Annotated in this window: 15 protein-coding genes and 2 pseudogenes; 1 reads left to right on the top strand and 16 read right to left on the bottom strand. The window is 43.6% G+C overall.

The genetic code is table 11. From position 1 onward, the window contains the following. Positions 1-159: 159 nt before the first annotated feature. From E4K67_RS24410 to E4K67_RS24385, 6 genes and pseudogenes are all read right to left on the bottom strand, one after another. The gene (locus E4K67_RS24410; RefSeq protein WP_243454609.1) at positions 160-1,332 is read right to left on the bottom strand and encodes an MFS transporter; all 1,173 of its coding nucleotides are present in this window, start codon (positions 1,330-1,332) and stop codon (positions 160-162) included. A 262-nt stretch (positions 1,333-1,594) separates the two neighbouring features. Then, positions 1,595-1,957, bottom strand: coding sequence for a VOC family protein (locus tag E4K67_RS24405; protein WP_135551520.1), 363 nt, complete (start codon positions 1,955-1,957; stop codon positions 1,595-1,597). 244 nt (positions 1,958-2,201) lie between these two features. Further along, on the bottom strand, positions 2,202-3,275 hold the full coding sequence (locus tag E4K67_RS24400; protein ID WP_135551518.1) for an EFR1 family ferrodoxin: 1,074 nt from the start codon (positions 3,273-3,275) through the stop codon (positions 2,202-2,204). An 81-nt stretch (positions 3,276-3,356) separates the two neighbouring features. After that, positions 3,357-3,554: pseudogene (locus E4K67_RS24395) on the bottom strand (helix-turn-helix domain-containing protein); the annotation flags it as partial. Positions 3,555-3,562: 8 nt separating this feature from the next. After that, positions 3,563-4,030 (bottom strand): hypothetical protein, encoded by a 468-nt coding sequence (locus E4K67_RS24390; protein ID WP_135551517.1) that lies wholly within the window; start codon positions 4,028-4,030, stop codon positions 3,563-3,565. Between the two features lie 190 nt (positions 4,031-4,220). Continuing rightward, entirely contained in the window at positions 4,221-4,430 is a 210-nt protein-coding gene (locus tag E4K67_RS24385; RefSeq protein ID WP_206752229.1) for a DUF3102 domain-containing protein, read from the bottom strand. On the opposite strand from E4K67_RS24385, the pseudogene E4K67_RS30835 reads away from it, so the two are divergent. Then, positions 4,329-4,565, top strand: a pseudogene (locus tag E4K67_RS30835) (XdhC family protein); the annotation flags it as partial. The gene E4K67_RS24385 and the pseudogene E4K67_RS30835 overlap by 102 nt on opposite strands. 411 nt (positions 4,566-4,976) lie before the next feature. Here the strand turns inward: E4K67_RS30835 and E4K67_RS24380 are convergent. From E4K67_RS24380 to E4K67_RS24335, 10 genes are all read right to left on the bottom strand, one after another. Then, a complete protein-coding gene (locus tag E4K67_RS24380; RefSeq protein WP_135551513.1) occupies positions 4,977-6,224 on the bottom strand; it encodes a flagellin N-terminal helical domain-containing protein in 1,248 nt (415 codons plus the stop codon). A gap of 246 nt (positions 6,225-6,470) precedes the next feature. Continuing rightward, entirely contained in the window at positions 6,471-6,866 is a 396-nt protein-coding gene (gene fliS / locus E4K67_RS24375; RefSeq protein WP_135551511.1) for a flagellar export chaperone FliS, read from the bottom strand. A 101-nt stretch (positions 6,867-6,967) separates the two neighbouring features. Then, positions 6,968-7,147, bottom strand: coding sequence for a carbon storage regulator (locus tag E4K67_RS24370; RefSeq protein ID WP_135551509.1), 180 nt, complete (start codon positions 7,145-7,147; stop codon positions 6,968-6,970). Positions 7,148-7,391: 244 nt separating this feature from the next. After that, on the bottom strand, positions 7,392-7,835 hold the full coding sequence (locus E4K67_RS24365; protein WP_135551507.1) for a hypothetical protein: 444 nt from the start codon (positions 7,833-7,835) through the stop codon (positions 7,392-7,394). 19 nt (positions 7,836-7,854) lie between these two features. Next, positions 7,855-9,804: a flagellar filament capping protein FliD gene (gene fliD, locus E4K67_RS24360; protein WP_243454604.1), complete on the bottom strand. Its 1,950-nt coding sequence runs from the start codon at positions 9,802-9,804 to the stop codon at positions 7,855-7,857. 3 nt (positions 9,805-9,807) lie between these two features. Beyond that, positions 9,808-11,184: a flagellar hook-associated protein FlgL gene (flgL, locus tag E4K67_RS24355; RefSeq protein WP_135551505.1), complete on the bottom strand. Its 1,377-nt coding sequence runs from the start codon at positions 11,182-11,184 to the stop codon at positions 9,808-9,810. A 42-nt stretch (positions 11,185-11,226) separates the two neighbouring features. After that, a complete protein-coding gene (gene flgK / locus E4K67_RS24350) occupies positions 11,227-12,750 on the bottom strand; it encodes a flagellar hook-associated protein FlgK (RefSeq protein ID WP_135551504.1) in 1,524 nt (507 codons plus the stop codon). A gap of 2 nt (positions 12,751-12,752) precedes the next feature. After that, positions 12,753-14,243 (bottom strand): flagellar hook-associated protein FlgK, encoded by a 1,491-nt coding sequence (gene flgK, locus E4K67_RS24345; protein WP_135551503.1) that lies wholly within the window; start codon positions 14,241-14,243, stop codon positions 12,753-12,755. Between the two features lie 42 nt (positions 14,244-14,285). After that, entirely contained in the window at positions 14,286-15,605 is a 1,320-nt protein-coding gene (locus E4K67_RS24340; RefSeq protein ID WP_135551501.1) for a flagellar hook protein FlgE, read from the bottom strand. A 33-nt stretch (positions 15,606-15,638) separates the two neighbouring features. Beyond that, positions 15,639-16,430, bottom strand: coding sequence for a flagellar hook capping FlgD N-terminal domain-containing protein (locus E4K67_RS24335; protein ID WP_135551499.1), 792 nt, complete (start codon positions 16,428-16,430; stop codon positions 15,639-15,641). Positions 16,431-16,433 lie beyond the last annotated feature (3 nt).

Raw genomic sequence — 16,433 nt, 5'->3', positions numbered from 1 at the left:
GAAATTATATAAACCGCTATAATTGTTTGTATCTTGACACGTGGTGGAGCCATCAATCCCCTCCCACTAAGTGCGCTTGAAAGCCAAGGGACTATCAGCCCGTCACCGTCTTACCGCCAATGACCGTCCTCTGAAAAGATATATTTGTCATGCTCACTGCTATGTGGCGGGATTCGGCTCGGAAGAGGATTCCCATGCCCTAATATCCGGCAGAGTAACAGCAAGCACTATTCCCAGGATTGGAAGCAAACTGATAATGTTTATTGTTAATGGTAGACCAAAGCGATCAGCGACTGCTCCAAGTAAGGTTACCCCAATTGAACCCATACCGACTCCAAAACCAAGCAACATACCTGAAGCAAGTCCAATATTATGAGGCAGTAACCTTTGTCCGAATACCACAGTCGTGGAAAAAGTCGAGATCAGTGCTGCTCCGACAATAAAAGCTAGAACGGGGATCCAAGTGCTGTTTAAATGCAAAAAAGGATAGATTGTGATTAGGCTAACAATCATAGAAACCAACAATCCGTTTTTTCCTCCAAAACGGTCGGCAAAAGGACCGCCCAAAATCGTGCCTACCGCCCCTGCGATTAAAAATGTACTCACTAAATATTCAGGTTGGGTAATTCCTCTAAAACTTGGAAAGTAAAATGGAATAAAATATACCAGACCGGATTGTATCCATGATCTTATCGTTACATACAGTAGCAATATTGTTAAGCTCCCGGCCCTAACCCTACTTTTTGCAGTTTGTTTTATCTTTTTATGATTTTGAGTTCTTTCGGCCAAGATCGACTTAAATCTGGGCAATAAAAACATGAAGAGCAGCGCGGCCAAAGCCCCAGGAATTATAACCCCCTTAATCGACTTCAGTCCGTCAAAACTTAATACAAACACAGCCAGCATAGGACCAAGGCCAAAGCCGAGATTTCCTCCCACCGAGAAAATCGCCATTGATGCCCCCGCTTTGCTTTCCTCGCTGAGATAATGGGCTAATTTAGATCCTTCAGTGTGGTAGCCCGCTACCCCAATGCCGCTTAATAGCACCGCTAGCAACAATAGTCCGTATGAGTGGACCATACCTGTCAGAGCCAAACCAAAACCTGAAAGAAGAAGACTTACGGGCATTAACCAAGGCATGCTGTAGCGGTCGCTTAGCACTCCGAAAATCGGCTGGATAATAGCTGAACTAAAGGTAAATGCAAGTGCGATTATACCAACTTGAAAATAGCTGAGTTGAAAACTTTTCGCTAACACAGGCGTTAAAATCGGAAGGATCCCCTGACCCAAATCAACAACTAGATGACCAATGCTCAAAAAAATTAAGTACATATTGTTCAAATTACTGCGCCTCATTTCTCAGACTAAAAAGATAAAAATCTCTCTTCTCCATAATTTCTGCCAATCTCATCTTACGATTGAATATTCAGTCATAGCTTCAACATTATTTTTTATCGCTAACCACTAGAGTAACTCGCTGGCTAGGCGTCTCTGCTTCTCATCGACGCTTTTATAACGAGCTGTAAAGCGCTCCACAAGTTCCATACTGAAAAAAGCACCTTCAATAGAAGATGCCTCATGCTCTTGAGCAAAATTACATGTTTTCTACAAATTGTATACTAACACCGTTGGGGTCTTTAACATGAAAAAACTTAATATGAGGATTAGGTTGGAAAGGCCCACTTTCTACTTCGAGTCCTTTTTCTTTTATTACCTCAATCATATTGTCAACCGACTCAACTTCAAAGCCTAAAGAAATGCCCTCGGCATTACCCGTTCTTTTTTGGTTTGGATCACAAACAAGTTCGACTTTTGTTTCTCCCTCTCCTAAAAAAGAAATCTCTACTCCTGGCCCTGCCGTAAATCTCCTACTAATTGAAAGCCCCACAATCTCTTGATAGAATTTCAGAGAATCGTCCATATTCTCAACCGTAATCGTACACCAGCAAAAGTTCATATTCTCACTCCAAATATTCATTAATTTTAGTTGAATATATCACATTTTATATTTGACAACAAACTGGAGATTCTTGAATTAGTAGGTTAAACCACGCGATTGAATCAATTATCCTGATGATTAATAAGTATTTCAAATAATTCCTTAATTTTGCCACAGAAAGTGCACCCAGTGGGGGGGCTACTCCCAGGAATAGCCTCATCTAGGGCATCTACATCTACCTATGTTCAACCTCCATTCCCGTTTAATCCTTTTTGCTTTCCATCATAATATCCTTTAGTGCTGTGTCTGGCTCGTGATACCGACGATATAAGTGTGTAAACGTTGTATAGGTACATAGCTTATTGAGCAAAGGAATTCTCATAAGCCAGGAAAAAATAAGGTAGGCTGCAAAAAATGAACTCAATGTGTAAATGTAATCGAACATTATCTTAAAGAAGAAGGAATAATGTTCGATAATTATAATTTCATTTAATCTATTTAATACATACAAAGATACCGGTATCGTCGCAACAAAATATAATACTATTGCAAATGAATGGCTTGATTCAACGGCTTTATTGGGGCAATAACCCATACATCTCATACAGCTCTCACAAGAAAATGTCCAATAAGGACGGGGCTTATTCCTTCCCGTCATTCTTATTGCCTTAAGTGGACAGCTTTCAGCACATAAACCACAACCAGTACAACTTGCTGAAGCAAAAAATAATTTTGAAAAGAAAAATCGGCCTATGATGAGGTAACCTAAAGAAATCCAACTCAGGAACAAACCCAATAATAGGGATAAAATCCCCCTAAACATTCTTTTTCCTTCTATAATACTTGCCATAAAGGAATCTGCTTTTACCTTTGCTCTGGCGATGATGAACTTGGAGTTTGCTAGATTCAATCCCCAATGCAATGACATCCAGTTAGAGGGCATATCCACCCCCATGACTCCACGTACTATGTAACCTTTCATTATAAGCAGGAGCGCAATAAGATAACTGGCCGTACCTTCCATGCCCGGAAACGGAATAGAAGCAATTCTGGTACCAGCTCTTGTCGCTACCACAAATGCATGTTTTCCCCTTCCAGGCGGTAAGTGCAATGTGTATCGAATTACCTGCCAAGGTGCGGTAAACCCATGCGTTGGGAAAACTACCCCTAACAAGTCCTTTTCTTCTTCAAGATCAGATTTCTCACAGTAGTTTGATATCTGATACAGTTTTGAGGTTATCCCTTTTTGGTCGGCTATTTCTGCCATCCATGTTGCTACTCGATAAGAATTTCCTGTTCCACTCATGAAATATATTACCATTGAACTATACTGCATACTCCACCCTCCAGATGAACATCTGACTTTAGACTCCTACCTTTCCTTTTTCGCCGAACTTCATGTTTTTCCTCCGACCAATCACCAAATCTTTCTATAAACTATATAAATAATAAATATGAGAAGCTCGTTGGACATAGGTTCCAACGAGCTTCTGCGAAGAGCAATCCATACCGCACTCATATAATATGCTTTAGATATCTTCGTCATCTTCATTTTGCAAACATACTCTAGTATTTCACCTGACTGGCAGTTAAGGGTTTTACAAATTGTATCAAGTGTTGATTTTAAGGATTCCTTATAAGGGAGCTTGTTTTAACAAATACCCAAGTAATGGTTGACCACCAGAACAAAAAAGTAAAATAAGCAAATAAGGGATAAACCCAGGGTTTAAAATCAAATAAGCCTACATTATGAACTAAATAACCATATCCAACACTAAAAGCTCCAAATCCTAAAACATAAGCGTATTGAAATAACTTTCGTGATGGTAAAAATCGAAGAAAGATCATAACAGTCAAGATCCAGCTTGGAGGGGAAAGTAAATTTTGTCCTAAAATATTAAATATGCCAGCATTTTTAAACCAAATAATATGTAGTACATTTTGAAATAAACCAACTACTATTAGATCACCTAATCCTCCAAAAAGCACACCATAAATAAAGTAGTTTTTCAAATCTCTTTGAGGAATGGTTAGCAATACAACTATAAAAGCTATTAATATGTACGTTGGATAAAATAAAGTATGCAGCATAAAAACACAACCCTCTACTTTTTTTCTGGATTAGTTTGTTACCCAGGACAGTATTTATACTAAGAAATATAATTTATGCAAAAATTATATTTCTTATACAGAGAAAGTCGGATCGAGTTTATTCGCTAAAGATCCAATTATATCGAAGTTAAGAGGACTCAGTGGCCTCCTCTGTCGTTAAAGTTGTAAATCATATCATTCTCAGATTTGACATGAGCTCACCATCATGCTCCGCGATAAACTCCTCCCTCTCCTCTTCCGGGATTCCAAGGAGGATGAGCGCTGGGCAGGCCACGTGGCCAGAGAAGTTGCTTTTTATGCCAAGGCGCTTGATTTCCAAATAACGGTGATTGATGATCGTGCGACATTTGCTCTGCCTGAGTTTTTCATAGGTTCTCATTCTGTTATTTGCAGTGATTTTGCTACTGGAATCAAGAATTACCAGCCTAGCAGTGATACTTATGTCGTCATTGCGACCAGAAGTCATCCGACAGATGCGGAGTGTCTCAAGGAGATTCTCAACTTTCGAATATAGTACGTATGCCCCTCTTGGACACCATTGAAAACATGCAAAACAAATCTGACAGTTTTCCAGTTTCCATTTTGGCTTACTTAGGTTAAGACCGACCTCATTGTTTTACTTTTTAAAAACCCCTAGGCACGATTTTGATATGCAAATAGTGCACTAGGGGTTTTTATAATTCGATATGCCTAGAGTTTTTTCCTCTTTCTACAAAGATAAGAATAGCTCTCAACATGACATACGTATAGATTTATCTGAGATATTCCAAGAGTATCGACCAAGTGCACCTATAGGAATTTTTTCAAATAAATAATCTATAAAAGGGGCGTATCGCTTTCCGTTTTCGTATAAACGTTTTGCGGCACGCCCCCCAAATTTTTGACAATACTAAATTAGAACTGACCTAAATTGAAGGCCAACATACTATTGAAGGAGGGATAAAACATTTTGAGGCTGTTGGTTGGCTTGGGCAAGCATTGCCGTAGCTGCCTGAGTCAGAACATTACCCTTGGTATATTCCATCATTTCGGCAGCCATGTCCACGTCGGCGATTTGAGATTGAGCTGAACTCAAGTTCTCCGATGACGTGTCCAGGTTATTGATGGTGTGATCGAGACGATTCTGAACTGCCCCCAGATAAGACCGTTGGGAAGACACTTTTGCCGTAGCCTCATCAATGACCGAAACAGCAATGCTGGCACCTTCTTGAGTGGATACATCCAGTTCCGCGATACCCAGAGCGTTGGCTCCCATATCAGATATGCTGACCTTCATGATTTGCCCTGAATTGGCTCCGATTTGCAGAACTGCCCGGCCATCCTCGGTTTTTGCCTCCTTGGCCGCTGTGGTTTCAGTAAAGCCAGAAAGAGCGGCGGATGCTTCTGAGTTTACTTCCCCATCGGCATCGCTTACTTCGAAGCTTATGGCTCCAATGGCATTGGCATAACCCAAGGCGGTAGTGGTCACGGCGACGTCGCCTTGGGTGTCTCCTGCTGCTGTATCAACCGACGTAGCGCCACTGGTGACTGTCCCCATAAGATCTGCAAGAGTACTTGTCGCTGTAACGGTCAGCGAAGCGGTATTTAATTCTCCATTCACTGTCCACGATACCTTAATCATATCATCTTCTGCGATTCCCAGGCTATCTCCGTTATCATCCGCTAAGGCTGTAAGCACGGTAGTAGTATCTGTTCCAGAGGCCAGTGCGGTATTGGTCAGGACATTTGCCGAATCACTGGCAACTACTCCACTCATCGAGCCGTCCAGCAAATTCTTGGTGTTGAACTGAGTGGTTTGACTGATGCGGTCTATTTCATCAACCAACTGGGTTAATTCGTCTTGGATATTCTCCCGGTCCTCATCTGTATTGGTATCTGAGGAGGATTGAACGGCTAGTTCCCTCATTCTCTGCAGGATGCTTTCCGTCTCCGACAGAGCTCCCTCTGCCGTCTGCACCATAGAAATTCCATCTTCTGAGTTGCTGCTGGCCGTATCCAGACCACGAATCTGGCCTTTCATTTTTTCACTGATAGCCAGCCCTGCTGCGTCATCAGCAGCACTGTTGATGCGCAAACCTGATGACAACTTTGCCAAGGAATTATTGGTGCTTTTCTCGTTTTGGGTAAGTTGATTTAATGTGTTAAGTGCTGCAATATTACTATTGACTCTCATAGTGATTACCCCTCCTTGTTTTGTGTAAACTTTTTTCCATGTTGATTTATATTTAGACGTTGCGGCCCCGGTTGCCGAAACAGTCTAGATACCCCATTTCTCTAAATAAAAAACGAGCTAACTTCCATGGGGTTTTGCATCCTGCAGAACACCCATGAAAATTAACTCGTCCCTGAAAAACTATAATTTGTCTCTTACTACTCATATCGGCTCGTATTCACAGCTCAGCCAAAAAGTCAAAACATTTTAAGAACCTAATTGATTATTTTGCCCTTTACTAATTTTGGCGGCAAGTGCCCAGGTATCTCTCAGCACTCTGGCATGGCTGAGGATCTCTTCAAGAATATCCCAATCCTTTTTCAGGTTAGCTTCTGTTAGCCGCCTATACATATATTCATACATAGCCAGCAAGTCGGCAGCGATTTTGTACGTCTGGTCCAAAGTATTTTCAAAGTTAATAATCAGTTTCTTAGCTTTAATGATGTTAATATGTGACTTTTTTAAGTCCTTTTCTTCCAGGCCGGCCTGAGCCTGCCTGATTAGAATCACTAAATGAGAATAAAGCAGCAAAGTCAACTTCTCGGGACTTGAGGTAAAAACGGTGCTTTCCAAATAGGCTTCTTTATATTGCTTGGCTATCATAACTGCGATCCTTCAGCTTAACTCCGAGGGTCAACTCTCGTTTGCCTGCTGCCCTTTTGTTCTTAACTCTCATAGTGACCACCCTTCATATCCACTTAACCTCAGGCGATCCGCCCGTCGTTGCCTTTCTGTTGTTCATAAACCTCTCCACGCAGAATTTTCATTTGTATAGGTGCATCAATAGCCAAGCGTAAATCACCCCCAGCACTTTTTACCACTTTGATCTTAATATTGTCATCAATCATCACATATTCTCCAGGCTTTCTTCCTAACACAAGCATCAGCCAATCCCTCCTTGAACATTATTGCCATCAACTTCCTCTTTGAGGCTTTCATTTTTCAACTCGGTTTAGGAAAACAAAAAACAAGCTACATCCCATGAGGTTTTGCGTCCTGCAAAGCACCCATGAAAAATAACTCGTCCCTGAAAAACTGTGTATTTAATTGTGACACTCTATATATCGGCAGTTCTGATGAAAACTTTAGGACTTTTTGAGAATTATTTTTATTTTTTTGCATGACGTTTCACCTCTTCCTCGCATTAGTGTATAAATCACCGATCTTTTTATCGATGAAATACCCATGGCTTTGGGGAATTTTCTTGAAATATCCTTCACCTATGGCCTTTCTGTTTAATTGTAAACAGCGAATTTTATGGGCAGCGGTCTCCTTCAGCCGCATAATATGTTCTAAAATACACCCGCTTTGCGTGACGGTCTGGTCAAGTAAACTCTTTACCTCCCTCCTAAGCTTGAGGGTTTCTTCATTTTCCGGACACTGAACTTCTTTCAGATAATTCCCAACTAATTTTGCAAGTTGATCCATTTGACGCTGCCGTACAATGAGCTGCTTTTTGATTGAAGCATAGTCTTCTTTCTCCACAGCCTTTGTTAAATTAACCGTACCCAGCCAAAGCGCTTGAGCAAGGATTTCTTTCTCCTTGAGTAACTCCAGATATTCATTTTCCATACATCAGCTTCTCCCGTTTTTATTCCAGATAAGAGAGCAAAGAATCGATCTGACTGTTCATCTGATTGATAAAGGTCTCCATGGCTGAATACTTTTCATAATAGTAATCTTCTTTGTCCGCTAATTTATCGAGCATTTGCTCTATCTCTTCCTCGTAGCTATTGATTTGACTGGTCAAGGTGTTATCATATTCCGACCCATCGCCTTCTTGACCGGCCTTTTCAAGCAAAATTCCCTTATGTCCATCAATCCCAGTGTAGGTAGAAATATTATCCTGGAGGATATCGTAAACTCTGTAGGCTAATCCTTCCTCGCTACTCCTGACCTTCCTTTGCTCCGAAGTTAAATTCACGACCGTGGTTGTCCCCCCATAAGTAGCCGATTGTTGCGCAAACAAACTCGCGACTTCCTCCGGGTTCGTGGCGATGGCTTCTTGCAGCGCGTCTGCATCAATCACCAGTTTGCCCTTGTCTGTGTAATTGCTGCTGGCGGTTATCCCGATTTCGGTTAAATGCGTAGAGACCCCAGCCACAGATTCATATAACGCAGTCCGCAAATTCTGCAGAAGATTAGCCAATGCAGTGTCATTTTGGAGGATACCCGTCTTGGCCTTCTCTTCCCAAGCTTCGATTTCATTCTCTGACATCTCGTCTTTTTCGGCATCGGTTAAGGGCTGATAGTCTCGATCGTAGTCTTCCGAGATCGTACTGTTAAGGGAGTCGATCAAGGTATTGTAATCTTCCACAAAGCTGGTTATTTTGTCCAAGACGGCCTCGGTATCTTGAGTGAGGGATACACTTTGAGTTTCAGTGCTTTCAGCCTTGAGGTTATAGATTAAGCCGTCAATGGTGAAGGAATTTTCGCTGCGGGTATACTTTACTCCATCAATGGTGGCTGCTGCGTCCTCGCCTGCCGTATAGTCGGTCAGTCCCACATCCTGCAGGAAAGTGCTTCCTGTTTCACTGATGTCCAGGGTTTTGCCGGCGCCCATTTGATCGGCCGCCAAGACAAAGCTGTCGCTGGTTGAGCTGTATGACATGGTAACCCCGGCATCGGCAGCATTGATTTCTTCCATCATCTCTTCAAGGGTCATGCTTGAGGAGAATTCAAAATCAACATCATTGATGGTCAGCCCGATATACCCATTGGAGTCAAAGCTGAAACCTAATTGGTCCCCGATGTCCGCCAAGGTCTCGGAAGTATCCAGATAATTTGTCAGGTTACCTGAACCGGAAAATCCCAAAGTCTCTAAAGCGCCGCTGCTTTCCGCGTCACTGAGGGTGATCGTCCCAATGCCGCTCCCGGCCGCTTTTTCGATGGTCAGATACCCTGTCCCATCCCCATTGGTGTCTGAAATCGCAATTTTTCCGCTTCCTACCGCTTCATCGACTGCTTCCTGCAAGCCTGCCAGGTCTGTGATATTCTCATCCAGGTCCACCGTGTATTCCGTACCGTCGATAGTCAGTACGAAAGCCTTACCCGCCGCTTGAGTGAAATCAGCAGCAGAGTCAGCTGATATCACCTCAGTGACAGCAGAGCTTTTATAAGAAGCGGCTGTAGCCAGGTTGCTGACCAAAACCGTATGGGATCCCGCTTCGGACGATGAAGTCGTTGAAATCCCTACCACCGAATCATCACTGGAGGTTAGGGTGTATTGGTCGTAAGTTGATTGAGACAGCATATTGGAAGAAGTGTTGGAGTAATTGAAATATTCATCAGCAAAGGCCTTTAGGCTGATGGACACTTGGCGATAAGCATCTTGTTTCCATTCCGCCAGCTGTTTTTTTTGCTCTAGTTTATTAAGCGGCACTGCTTTTGCTTCCATCAAGGATTCAACGATACTATCCACATCTAAACCGCTGACTAAACCGGTAACGCGCGTCGTCGTTGAAGAATAACCGCTAATTGAGGTCATGCAGAAACCTCCTTTCCTCATTAAATCTCGGCCTGGGCCTGTTCTCCCCAACAAAAACTAAGTTAAATAATCCAGCAAGCTGTTTTGAATCACTTTGGCCCCTGCAGCTAAGGCCGCTTGATAGCCAGCCTGAGCGCTTGATAAGTTAACACTTACTTCGGCAAGATCCACCTCATCGTTTTGGGATAAAATATCAGAATACGTCAATTCATTGTCTTCCAGGCGGGTCTGGGTTTTTTGAACATAATTGGTTCTTGCTCCTAAATCCGCCCTGACACTGAGCACTCGATTGATGTCTTCATCCAAATCATTCAATAAGCCGGATAGATCCAAATCATGGGTTTCCACCGTTACTCCGGCACTGGCATCATAGCTGACCGACTTATATTGAGTTTCTCCCGCCAACGCCAATTCCAACTTGGCAAGGGTATTAAATAAACTGTCCTCTCCTTCGCCGACAATGTCACTTCCCTCTGCATTGACAGTAACCCAGCTATCGCTTCCCACTCTGTATTTGATCTTTTGTGTATCCCCCGTACCGGAGTTTTGACCATCGGCAAAACTCAGACAACCGACATCCAACGTACCACTATTAATGCCTATACTACTTCCGTCTTGAACCGTAAGGACAATTTTCCCTTCATCCTGGCTCACCTTAATCAAGGAATCCGGTTGCTCACTGCTTGCCGGGAATGCTGCATCCAGCTGGCTCTGAAGTCTGTCCACCACTGCATCGATATCATAGTCAGTACCGTCAGCCAAACTGATGGTCTGGCTGACCCCGTCCAAGGTGACGGAAAAATCAAGCTCGGGAGAGACTGCCGTAAACTCTCCAAAAGTGGCAGAAGATAGTTCCGCCTGTCCACTGATTTTATCCATATTATCCGTATAAAAACTTATCAGATCGCTATCTGCTACGGAAACATCTGCAACTCCTCCCAATGATAAATACTTCCCATTATAGGTCACTTGATCTCCTATCGTCGTGGCAACCTCTGCAAAGGGGGCTTCATCGGTTTGATAGCCGGCAAAAATAGAGCGGCCTGCATAACTGGTATTGGCAACTTCGATAATGGAATTTTTCAATTCCGTAATTTCCGTACCAATTTTTTCTAGATCATCATCTGTAAGAGTCCCATTAGCTGCCTCAACGGTTTCTTCTCGAATAGTGGCCATGATATCGCCGATCTGGCTGAGTGCTGAATCCGAATAACTCATCCAGGAATTGGCTGCCTCGGCATTTTCCTGATATTGTTGGATGTTTGCCTTATAACTTGTCAATTTCAGAGACTTGACAGCAGCTACCGGGTCATCAGAAGGAACCTCTATCTTTTTTTGCGAGGAAGCCTGGGCTTGGAGCTTGGAAAGCTTGACCAGGTTGTTATTAATATTGCTGATTGTATTTTGGATCATCATATTGTTGGTAATTCTCACATTTTCACCCCGTTTCCGCGATATTTTTATCCTTTACCACTCTCAGCCTGCTCCCAGGGAATTGATGGTCACATCCAGAATCTCATCCAGAACACTGATTACTTTCGCTGCAGCGCTATAGGCCATCTGATACTTAATCAGATTGGAAGTTTCTTCATCGAGGGATACCCCAGAGATAGAGGTTTTGTGACTGTCAATTAGCTCTACAACATTTTCGTGGATATTTGCAAGCCTTGAAGCGAGAGCTGTTTCAATGGCCATTGTCGCATAGACCGCATTGATATAATCCTCCGGTGTCCCGTTGTCAAAGACCTCCGAATCATCAAACAACCCTATCAGGTCAGTGAGATTATCACTATTCTCCGCTTCTCCAGCGGCCGAGGACGCAGCAATTTGGTCCGTATCATTGAGGACATCAGATGAGAGAGATAGGTTCTCCGCCGTGATGTTGGCATAGATCCCATCCATATCCGTGCCGCTGTTCATCAGTTCAGCTGTGGATTTCTCCTCGTAGGAAAAGAACCTTACCCCAGTGCTTTCATCCAAGCCAACGCCGCCGGCATGGCCGGAGGAATGGGATTCTCCGTCGGCATAAACCCCTTCATTATAGGCTTTGGCTAAACTCCGGGCAAAAGTATTCAGCTGATTCATGTAATAGGGAATTCCCTTGACCCCCCCATCGGAACCATCCCCCTGACACATATCCAAATAGCCTTTGATTTCTCCGCCTGAAAAAGCAACCTCATTACCAGTCTCAGCCCACTGCACACCATAGGTACCATCACTATTTTCAGAACACTCCAGCTCATTGACACTAAAATGATTCACTAAACTTACCCCATTAATTTTGACGCTGAACCTCAAATCTTTTTTTCCATTGGCTAAGGTGCCATTTGACACCTCTTTGACCTCAATGTCAGCAATGCCCGAGAGCTGATTGATCAGAACAGTCCGTTGATCCCGTAAATCATTCGCTGTATCTCCGATAGATTCTGCTTTATAGATTTGTTTGTTCAAGGCACCGATTTGCTTGGCTAAGGAATTGATCTCATCCGCTTTACTCTTAACGGCACTGTTATTCTCATCCAGCAAATCCTCTAACGTTCCGTACGTATTGTTCAAATACTCGCATAATGCGCTCCCTTCAGCCACCAGGGTTGACCGTGCAGAGTCATCGCTTGGATCATCAGCCAAATCCTCCATGGCGGAGGTAAAGCTGCTCAATGCATCATCAAGCCCGTCATCAGAAGCACCGCTCAATAAGGATTCCAGTTCTGATAAAGAATCACTTTTAATGCTGTATTCCCCATATTGAGCATTTTCCTGCCAATAGCGCTGGTCCAAGAATACATTGCGAATCTGAACAATCGATTCGATTTTCACTCCCGTCCCCACCATGCCACTGCCATTGCTTGTGGAAAGGGCCCGCGAGGCCTTTTGGCTGACCACCTGACGGGAATATCCCACGGTATCCGCATTACTGATATTATGATTAATCGTATTCAGGGCAGCCTGGCTGGCAAATAACGATTTAACGCCGACATTCAAGCCGAAAAATGAATTCATTCTTACCTCCCTGCCATCTGCTGAATCAGGGTTTCTAGCATGCCATCCAGTGTACTCATAACCCGGGCACTTGCATTATAGGCATGCTGATATTTCAACAAATTGGTTAATTCCTCATCCATGGAGACACTGGACAGCGATTGCCAATTCGACTGAACCTGTTCAACCAAAGCTTCCTGATTAGAGACATTGGAATCCGCTTCCTCCCCCTGGGTTCCTATCCAGCCTATTAACTCAGCATAATAATCGCTGATATTCATGGTCAGACCATCAAATGTAAAATAATCGCTTTCTGCAAAATCGATAATTTCCGTGGCAATAGCACCATCATTTGAACCCCCTACACTGGAAGCCGCAATCAGGTCCATATCCTGTAGCTCAGGATTTACTTGGATATTCCCTATTCCGAAGGGCAAACTTTCATTGATTTTGACAAAGAAATCTGCCCCTGTACTTCCATCCAAGGCTTCCCCGCTGCTGTGAATCCCATTGATCTTTCGCGCCATCAGATTGACAAGGATATTAAACCCTGTCCGTATTTCTGATATTAAGTTTGCGCTGTCTCCGCTAAAATTATCGTTTGCGGCATCCGCATCCACATCTGCTTCAGTCGTTCCCGATTCCGCGACTGAACTATCTTCGCCTCTGGCCTCAATAAGACCTAAGAGCATTCCATCTTTCAATTTCAATTCCAGATGACTATCTTTCCAGACCACCGTAGTAAAGGTTCCATTCGAGCTCTTGGTTTGGCAAGTTAATTCGTTTGCCTGGGTACTGTTAACCAGACTAACTCCTCCGATCGATACGTTATACATCCCCTGACTGTTTATGGAAACCTTAGTATCCACGTACTCTGATAAGGTAGCCAGTAAGCTGTTCACCTGATCTCGGTAATCATTGGCATTATCCCCATTGATCTCAGCCATGGCGATTTCTTTATTCAGCCCTGCAATCTGCCCGGCTATGGTATTGATGTCCGCAGTCATTGACTGGATTTGGGTATCCAGATTTTCTTGGATCTGATCCAGCTGATCATCAACGAGATTAAACATTGCTGTTAGGGAATCGGCATAGCCTAGAAGCGAAGCTCTGGCAGTATCGCTGGACGGGTCGTTGGCAACGTCTTCCCAAGCCGCAAAAAACTCCTCCATCGCCGTTTGGATTCCCTCATCATCTGAGAAATCGTTCACTACTGCTTCAACATCTTCAAGCGCACTGGCTTTAGTTTGCCAATAGCTGAGAGCGCTTTGCGCTTCTCGATACATGTTATCCAGGAAGATGCTTCGTATTTGGCGCACGGCTTGCACACTGGTCCCCCGCCCGACTTGATATTGCCCGCTTTTCAGATAGGATTGGTCTACTTGAACGACTTGTTGTCGCACATAACCTTCTGTTTCCATATTGGAGATATTGTGACCCACGGTATTCAAAGCCCTTTGGCTCGCTGATAAACCAGAAGCTGCTACAGACAAGCCAAAAAATATTGAACTCATCTTTCTCCTCCTTTAACCGCCCTCGCTTTCTTTAAGACTCATCTAACGCTTCATATTAATCAGAGTCTCCAGCATTTCATCGGCTGTGGTAATCAGTGTGCTGTTAGCCTGAAACCCTCTCTGGGTAGTGATCATTTGGCTGAATTCATAGGAAAGGTCCACGTTAGACATTTCAAGGGTCCCAGAAGAAATCGCCCCGTTGGCGGAAACTCCATTCGTGAATTGCCCTGAATTTGCTGTAGCGCTGTAGTAGCCTGAACCTGTTTTTTGCAGTCCGGAAGAATTAGCAAACTGGGCAATACCAATCATCCCTAAGGGCTGCTGAGATCCGTTCGAGTAAACTCCCATGATAATCCCATTGGAGTCGATGGATATATCTTCTAAGGTTCCCGAAGAATAGCCATCTATTTCTCCAGCCTCTACGGAACTGTCATCTGCACCTGTACTAAGATTTGTGAAATCCAAAGTGATTTCCAAGTCGGTAGCTCCGGTAGTCGGAGTTATCGTCAGGACTTGGGTGGTAGGATAGGATGTATCGTCTTCAACAATATCTCCATATTCATCGAATTGTAGTTCTCCGATATCAACTCTGGTAAGAATAGCGTCACCCTCTGTATCCGTCTCTCCAGAATCATAGGTCACATAGCAATCCCACGTATTGGTATCCGATTTGATATAATTAACCGTTAATTCGTGCTCATTGCCCAGACTGTCATAGACCGTCATTGAGGTGGTGTACTGTGGTTCTGTATCGTCGTCAATGTCCTCGATAGCTTCCTCAGATGAATCTAAACTGCCGCTGAAGACCACATTTTCAGTAGCTTGTGCTGAAAGAATTTTCTTATTGCCGTTATAGGCATCCGCATAAATATTTATCGCTTCAACCTCGTTGTCCGTATCGAATTCATAATCACCCTCTGCATTCGTTGAATAACTTGACCATCCATAAACGTTCATTCCATCACTGGTGACGAGATTCCCCTTCTCATCAACAGTGAAATCTCCTGCTCTGGTAAACATATAGGAACCGGTAACTCCATTGCGTACAATAAAAAAACCATCTCCTTCAAGGCTGAGATCTGTTGTATTCCCAGTGCTCTCCGTTCCGCCATCCGTCATTAACATATCTATAGAAGCCACCCCTACCCCCAGGCCGATCTGCTTTGGATTAGTTCCTCCAACGCCGCTGTCGGAATTCGCTGCCGTAGCCTTGCTTAGCGTCTGGCTTAAAACATCACTGAAAGTCACCCTCGACGCTTTATAGGCCACCGTATTGACATTGGCGATATTATTGCCAATGACATCCATCTTTTTTTGGTGAGCCTGCAAGCCGGAAACTCCGGCAAAGAGAGCTCTCATCATAGAAATTCCTTCTTTCTTTTGTCAGATACCTCTTCAATTCACACTATAGATTCCATCAATGGGGACTTTGACGCTGTTCAGACTTAAGCTGATCGTGCCGTCGTCGCCCTCTGTAGCTGATTCCAGCACCGCTGTAACTGGAACTACTTTTCCAGAATCGGTTATATTCACACTGATCTCCTCACCGATATGGTCAGTTAAATACTCCAACTCATCTTCTGAATCGCTATAATCGTCTGAGCTAATGGAATCCAACGTGGCAGTTACGCCATCGACCATGGCATAATCTTCATAGGTCCCTTTGAATACCCCTGCTACGGTTCCTTTTACGCTCATCACATCTAACGTGTCTGCATCATAGATATAGCCTTCACATGTTTTGCCGATCATCGAGGCAAGACTGAAAAGGTCCGATCGGTCATAGTCATAGACAGACGTAACATCGTCCAGTTCAACGCTTGTCCCATCAATGACAAGGCTTGCCTCACCATCGTCGAGAGTGACTGAATCTACCGTTCCCTCCACTGAAGTGACTGTACCTGTGCTATCCGTTACTGAGGCTGTGGCGTATTTTCCTGTCATGGCAATTGACTCCAGAACAGCCATTCTTGCATTCAGATTGCTCATCTGTTCAAGCACACTGAACTGAGCCAGCTGTGATACATATTCTGTGCTGTCTGCCGGATTTAAAGGATCCTGATATTTCAACTGAGTTACCAAAAGATTGAGGAAATCCTCTTTACCCAATTCACTGGAAGTACTTCTGCTTGAAGTTGTTGTTGAAGTTGTGTAACTCGTACTGTTCGCAACCGAATTTACACTCATAAA

Origin of the sequence: Desulfosporosinus fructosivorans, assembly GCF_004766045.1 — a bacterium.
Taxonomy (GTDB): Bacteria; Bacillota; Desulfitobacteriia; order Desulfitobacteriales; family Desulfitobacteriaceae; genus Desulfosporosinus; species Desulfosporosinus fructosivorans.
This window is presented reverse-complemented; position numbering and strand designations above follow the sequence as displayed.